Genomic DNA, 6,039 nt, shown 5'->3' with positions numbered 1-6,039 from the left:
TGCCCGGCTGCCCGGCTGCCCGGCTGCCCGGCTGCCCGGCTGCCCGGCTGCCCGGCTGCCCGGCTGCCCGGCTGCCCGGCTGCCCGGCTGCCCGGCTGCCCGGCTGTCGCCCCGGGACCCCGTCACCCCAGGCGGATGCCCACGATGCAGGTGTCGTCGTCCGTGTCCGACCTGCTGTACGTCAGCAGACGGTCCAGTTGCTGGTCGAGGGTGCTGGGGGCCGAGCGGGCCGTGGTGAGCAGCTGGGCCAGGGACTCCTCCACCGAGCGGTCGCGGCGCTCGATGAGCCCGTCGGTGTACATCAACAGGGTGTCACCCAGGCTCAGTTGCTGCTCCGTCTCCTCGTAGGCCGCCTCCGGCAGCGCGCCGAGCAGCAGGCCCTTGAGCAGCGGGAGCGGGCTCGACCGGCCGTCACGGACCAGGACCGGCGGCAGATGCCCCGCCCGCGCCCAGCGCAGGGTCCGGCGGTCACGGTCGTAGAGACCGCAGACGGCCGTCGCGGTGACCCCGCCCGTCAGGTGGTGCGCCACGATGTTCAGCCACGACAGCAACTGTCCCGGCCCCGCCCCGGTCACGGCGAGACCGCGCAGCGCGTTGCGCAGCACCACCATGCTGGTCGCGGCCTCTATGCCGTGCCCGGCGACATCGCCCACGCACAGCAGCACCAGCCCGGACGGCAGGACGAACGCGTCGTACCAGTCCCCGCCGACCAGCTGCTCCTCCTCCGCGGGCCGGTACCGCACGGCCACCTGGAGGTCCTCCACCCGCAGCGGGTCCTGGGTGGGCGGCATGATGGCGTGCTGCAACTGGAGTGCCAGCCGGGCGCGTTCACTGGCCTGCTGCGCGGTGTGGGCCAGCTGGTCACGGGTGGCGGCGAGCGCCACCTCGGTCCAGTGCTGGGCGGAGATGTCCTGGTAGGCGCCGCGCACGCCGAGCAGGCGGTCGTCGGTGTCCAGCACGGGTTCGGCGACGATCCGCAGATGCCGGGTCACCCCGTCCGGCCGTTGGAGCCGGAACGCCGCCGACGCGGGCCGGCCGTGGTGCAGCACCGTACGCAGGAACCGGCCGATGGCGACGAAGTCGTCCGGGTGAGCCTGCGAGGGGAGATCCTCCAGCGGGACCGGACCGGCGGAACGCGGGCGCCCGTACAGATCGAACAGCTGGCCGTTCCAGGTGATCTCGCCGGTGAGCAGGTTCTCCTCGAAACCGCCGATCCGGCCGAGCCGCTGCGCGTGCTGGAGCAGACTCGCCAGCCGGGCCGTCTCGTCCTCGATGCGCCATATGAGCAGCACCGCGTTGCCGTGCCGGCTGATGCCGATGTCCGCGACGGTGGAGAGCGGGACCTGGTCGACGAGCGCGGTGAGACTCGCCCGCCGCGCCCGGAAGGGCTCACCGGTGGCGTAGACCCGCTCGACGTTCTCCAGCAGCCCGCTCTCCCCGGCGGCCAGCGGATACGCCTCCAGCAGCAGCGCCCCGTTGACGACCGCGCGCGGCCGGCCCGCGGGGTCGAGGAAGCGCCGGTTGACGTGCTGGATGCGGAAGTCCGCCAGTTCCCCGGAGGGACCGAGCTGCGGGACGAGGACCAGCGCCGGGTCGTGCAGGGCGTCGGCCAGGTCCATCAGCTCCGCCGCGTCGGGCAGCACCCTGCGCTGCCGTTCGATGTCACCGGGCGGCGTGTACGTCTCCAGCGTGTGCGCGCACAGCTCGGCCAGCGCCTCCAGCTGCCGGACGACCTGCGGTGGCTGCGGCGGCAGGGGGGACGGCCAGGCGATCTCCAGTACGCCGTGGATGCGGCCGCCGGTACCGGCGGGCAGGGCGACCCGGGCACCCCGCGGATACTGGTGCCGGCCCACACTCGGCAGCGAGCTGTCGGCGAGGGAGGCCGTCCACTGCGCCGTCCGCTCGGTCAGCGCGCCGCGGGCCACCGTCACCACGTCGGGCGGGACGTAGTGCCAGCGGGCGGCCTCGGCGGCGGACAGGCCCGCGTGACCGGCGAGCGCGAGCGACCCGTCCGCCCCCGCCGCCCAGATCGCCACGGCGGCGGCGCCGAGCGGGCGCAGCGCGTGCTCCAGCAGCGCCTCGGCGGCGGCCTGGGTGTCGCCCGCCGCCAGCGCGCCGCTCTGCGCCGACCGCAGCCGCAACGAGGCCTGCGTCTTCTCGGTACGCCAGTCCTGTGCGGCGTGCGCGGTCCGGCCGGCCGCGGTGGCCGTCAGGAACGCGTCCGCGACTTCCGAGACCCGGTCACGAGCGGCCTGGTCGATCACGTCGACCGCGAACTCCAGCGGTGTCACCTGCGCCTGCCCGGCCAGCTCGGTGAGCTGGCGCGCGGCGTGCGCGGGACCGCAGCCGAGGCGCTCCACGAGGATGCCCTTGGCCAGTTCGATCAGGGCGCGCCCCTCGGCCTCGGCCTGGGCGGCGCGTACCGCGTGGCTGAGCCGGTCGACGGTGGCGGCCAGTCTGCCGACGGGTGTGGTGGGGGAGACACCGGCGAACTCGGCGGCGGCCCCCGGCTGTCCGGGACTCTCCGCAGGCCCGTCCGGCCAGCTGTGGCCGTCCTGCCGGGGAAGGCCGGCGGCGGGCGCGGCCGTCGCGTCGGAGGCGGCCGGGAACTGCTCCGAGGGCGGTCCGCCCGTGTGGTCGAAGGCGCTCACGTCGTCACGGCTCCTCGGCTGCGGGCAGCGGAGGCGTGCGGTACGAGGCACCGCACACCGCCCGGCCCCGGTAGGGGCCCGGTGACGGCAGCCGGGGGCCTCATGCGGGCAGCCAGCGCCGTACGCAGGCCATGAGGTCGTCGGTGTCCACGGGCTTGGTGACGTAGTCGCTGGCGCCCGAGGCCAGGGACTTGTCCCGGTCGCCGGGCATCGCCTTCGCGGTGACGGCGATGACGGGCAGATCCGCGAACTCGGGCATTCTGCGGATCTCCGCGGTCGCGGTGTAGCCGTCCATCTCCGGCATCATCACGTCCATCAGGACGAGGGAGACCTCCGGGTTCTTGATGAGGGTCTCGATGCCCCTGAGGCCGTTGTCCGCGTGCAGGACCCGGAACCCGTGCAGCTCCAGGATGCCGCTGAGCGCGAAGAGGTTGCGGGCGTCGTCGTCGACGACGAGTACGGTACGGCCGTCCGTCGGCGGCTCGATACTGGGCCGAGGCACCGGATGCGGCTCCTCCGGGCGCACCAGGGAGAGCACGTCGCCGGGCTGTTCGGCCGACAGGTGCAGGGCGATGCGCTCGCGCAACTCGTCCAGGCTGGACAGGAATTCCAGCGCCCCGGCCTCCGCCCGCGGCCGCAGACTCTCCTTGAGCGTGACGTCGGCCGCGTGGCTGCTGTGCACCAGCACGGGCACCGCCGACAGCGCCGAGTCCCCCTGCAGCGCGTCGAGGAACCGGGAGGCCTCGCCCTCCGGCAGGCCCAGCTCCACCACGACGCAGTGGCACGGCTCGGCGGCCAGCGCCCCCGCCGCCTCCTGCGCGCCGGCCGCCGTGATGATGTCGATCGGCGTCGGGGCCCCCGAGCCGTCGCCGCCGTGCGTCAGGTCCGACACGACGCTCTCCGCGACGAGGGTGAGCAGACCGCGCGGACGCTCCTCCACCACGAGCAGCCGCCGCGGGCGCTGCCGGGACGCCCCGGCGCGCTCGGGCAGGGAGACCGGCCCGAAGGAGGTCTCGATCGCGGACGCGGCCGACGCCCCGTCCTGCGACGGCCGGGCGTGCCGCAGGAGTTCGGCGAAGTCCGGCCGTGCCACCGGCAGATAGAGCGTGAAGACGCTGCCCTCGCCCGGCGTGCTGTCCACGGTGACGACACCGCCCAGCAGTTGCGCGATCTCCCGGGTGATGGACAGGCCCAGACCCGTGCCGCCGTACTTGCGGCTGGTGGTGCCGTCCGCCTGCTGGAACGCCCCGAAGATCGACTCCAGATGCTGCGTCGGGATGCCGACGCCGGTGTCCTTGACCCGGAACGCCACCACCGTGCCGCCCCGGACGATCCCGGTCGGCACCTCCTCGTCGGCGACGGGCTCGATGGCCAGCTCCACACTGCCGTGCTCGGTGAACTTCACCGCGTTGGACAGCAGGTTGCGCAGCACCTGCCGCAGCCGGGAGTCGTCGGTGAGCAGGTCCCCCGGCGCGCCCGCGGCGATGGTCACCGTGAGGTCCAGGCTCTTCTGGGCCGTCATGGGCCGGAAGGTGACCTCGACGTAGTCGATGAGCTGGCGCAGCGAGACCCGCTCGGGCGTGACGTCCATCTTGCCCGCCTCGACCTTGGACAGATCGAGGATGTCGTTGATCAGCTGGAGCAGGTCCGATCCCGCCGAGTGGATGATCTGCGCGTACTCCACCTGCTTCTGGGAGAGGTTGCGCGAGGGGTTCTGGGCCAGCAACTGGGCCAGGATGAGAAGGCTGTTGAGCGGGGTGCGCAGTTCGTGGCTCATGTTCGCCAGGAACTCCGACTTGTACTTGGATGCCAGCGACAACTGCTGCGCCCGGGTCTCCAGTTCCTGACGCGCCTGCTCGATCTCGAGGTTCTTCGCCTCGATGTCGCGGTTCTGTGTGACCAGCAGCGAGGCCTTGTCCTCCAGTTCGGCGTTGGAGTGCTGGAGTTCCTCCTGCTGGACCTGCAACTCGGTGGACCGGGACTGGAGTTCCGCGGCCAGGCGCTGCGACTCGACGAGCAGTTCGTCGGTGCGGGCGTTGGCCACGATGGTGTTGACGTTGACCCCGATGGTCTCCATCACCTGGTCCAGGAAGTCACGGTGGATCTGCGTGAACGCGGTCACCGAGGCCAGTTCGATGACCCCGAGCACCTGGCCCTCGACCACGATGGGCAGCAGCACCAGCGTGGTCGGGACGACCGAGCCGAGCCCGGAGGAGATGCTCACATAGTCCGGGGGCAGCGCGTCGATCGTGATGGCGCGCCGGCTGCGGGCGGCCTGCCCCACCAGAGTGCGGCCGAAGGAGATGCGGGTGGGCCGGGTGTCGTCCTCGGGGTAGCCGTAGGAGCCGACCAGGCGCAGTTCGGGGCCGTCGTCCCCGTCCTCGGCCAGATAGAAGGCGCCGTACTGGGCCGTCACGAGCGGGACCAGCTCGTCCATGATCAGCTCGGCGACCACGGGCAGGTCGCGATGGCCCTGCATGAGGCTGGAGATCCTGGCGAGGTTCGTCTTGAGCCAGTCCTGCTCCTGGTTGGCCCGGGTCGTCTCGCGCAGGGACCCCACCATCGAGTTGATGTTGTCCTTGAGCTCGGCGACCTCGCCGGACGCCTCGACGGTGATCGAGCGGGTCAGATCGCCCTCGGCCACGGCACTGGTGACCTCGGCGATGGCACGCACCTGTCTGGTCAGGTTGCCGGCCAGTTCGTTGACGTTCTCGGTCAGGCGCTTCCAGGTGCCCGAGACGCCCTCCACCTCGGCCTGTCCGCCCAGGCGTCCTTCGGTGCCGACCTCGCGGGCGACGCGGGTGACCTCGTCGGCGAACGCGGAGAGCTGGTCGACCATCGTGTTGATCGTCGTCTTGAGCTCGAGGATCTCGCCGCGCGCGTCGACGTCGATCTTCTTGGACAGGTCGCCCAAGGCCACGGCCGTCGTCACCAGCGCGATGTTGCGGACCTGGCCGGTGAGGTTGTTCGCCATGGAGTTGACGTTGTCGGTGAGGTCCTTCCACGTGCCCGCCACGTTCGGGACGTGAGCCTGCCCGCCGAGGCGCCCTTCCGTGCCGACCTCGCGGGCCACCCGGGTCACCTCGTCCGCGAAGGCCGACAGGGTGTCGACCATCGTGTTGATGACATCGGCCAGGGCGGCCACCTCGCCCTTGGCCTCGACGGTGATCCGCTGGGAAAGGTCGCCGCGGGCAACCGTGGTGGCGACCTGGGCGATGGAACGCACCTGATGGGTGAGGTTCGACGCCATCACGTTGACGTTGTCGGTGAGGTCCTTCCAGGTGCCCGACACCCCGCGCACCTGGGCCTGTCCGCCGAGGCGTCCTTCGGTGCCGACCTCGCGGGCGACGCGGGTGACCTCGTCGGCGAAGGCGGAGAGCTGGTCGAC

At 72.2% G+C, this 6,039-nt stretch carries 2 protein-coding genes; both read right to left on the bottom strand.

Annotated features, from left to right (window positions below; translation table 11 throughout):
• Positions 1-122 precede the first annotated feature (122 nt).
• On the bottom strand, positions 123-2,651 hold the full coding sequence (locus ACZ6SQ_RS33325; RefSeq protein WP_469568744.1) for a SpoIIE family protein phosphatase: 2,529 nt from the start codon (positions 2,649-2,651) through the stop codon (positions 123-125).
• Between the two features lie 100 nt (positions 2,652-2,751).
• A partial coding sequence (locus ACZ6SQ_RS33320; protein WP_469568742.1) for a HAMP domain-containing protein occupies positions 2,752-6,039 on the bottom strand: 3,288 nt, incomplete at its 5' end.

Source organism: Streptomyces sp. NPDC048600 (assembly GCF_055587025.1).
The sequence above is the reverse complement of the archived record's forward strand: the minus strand, read 5'-3'. Positions and strand labels throughout refer to the sequence as shown.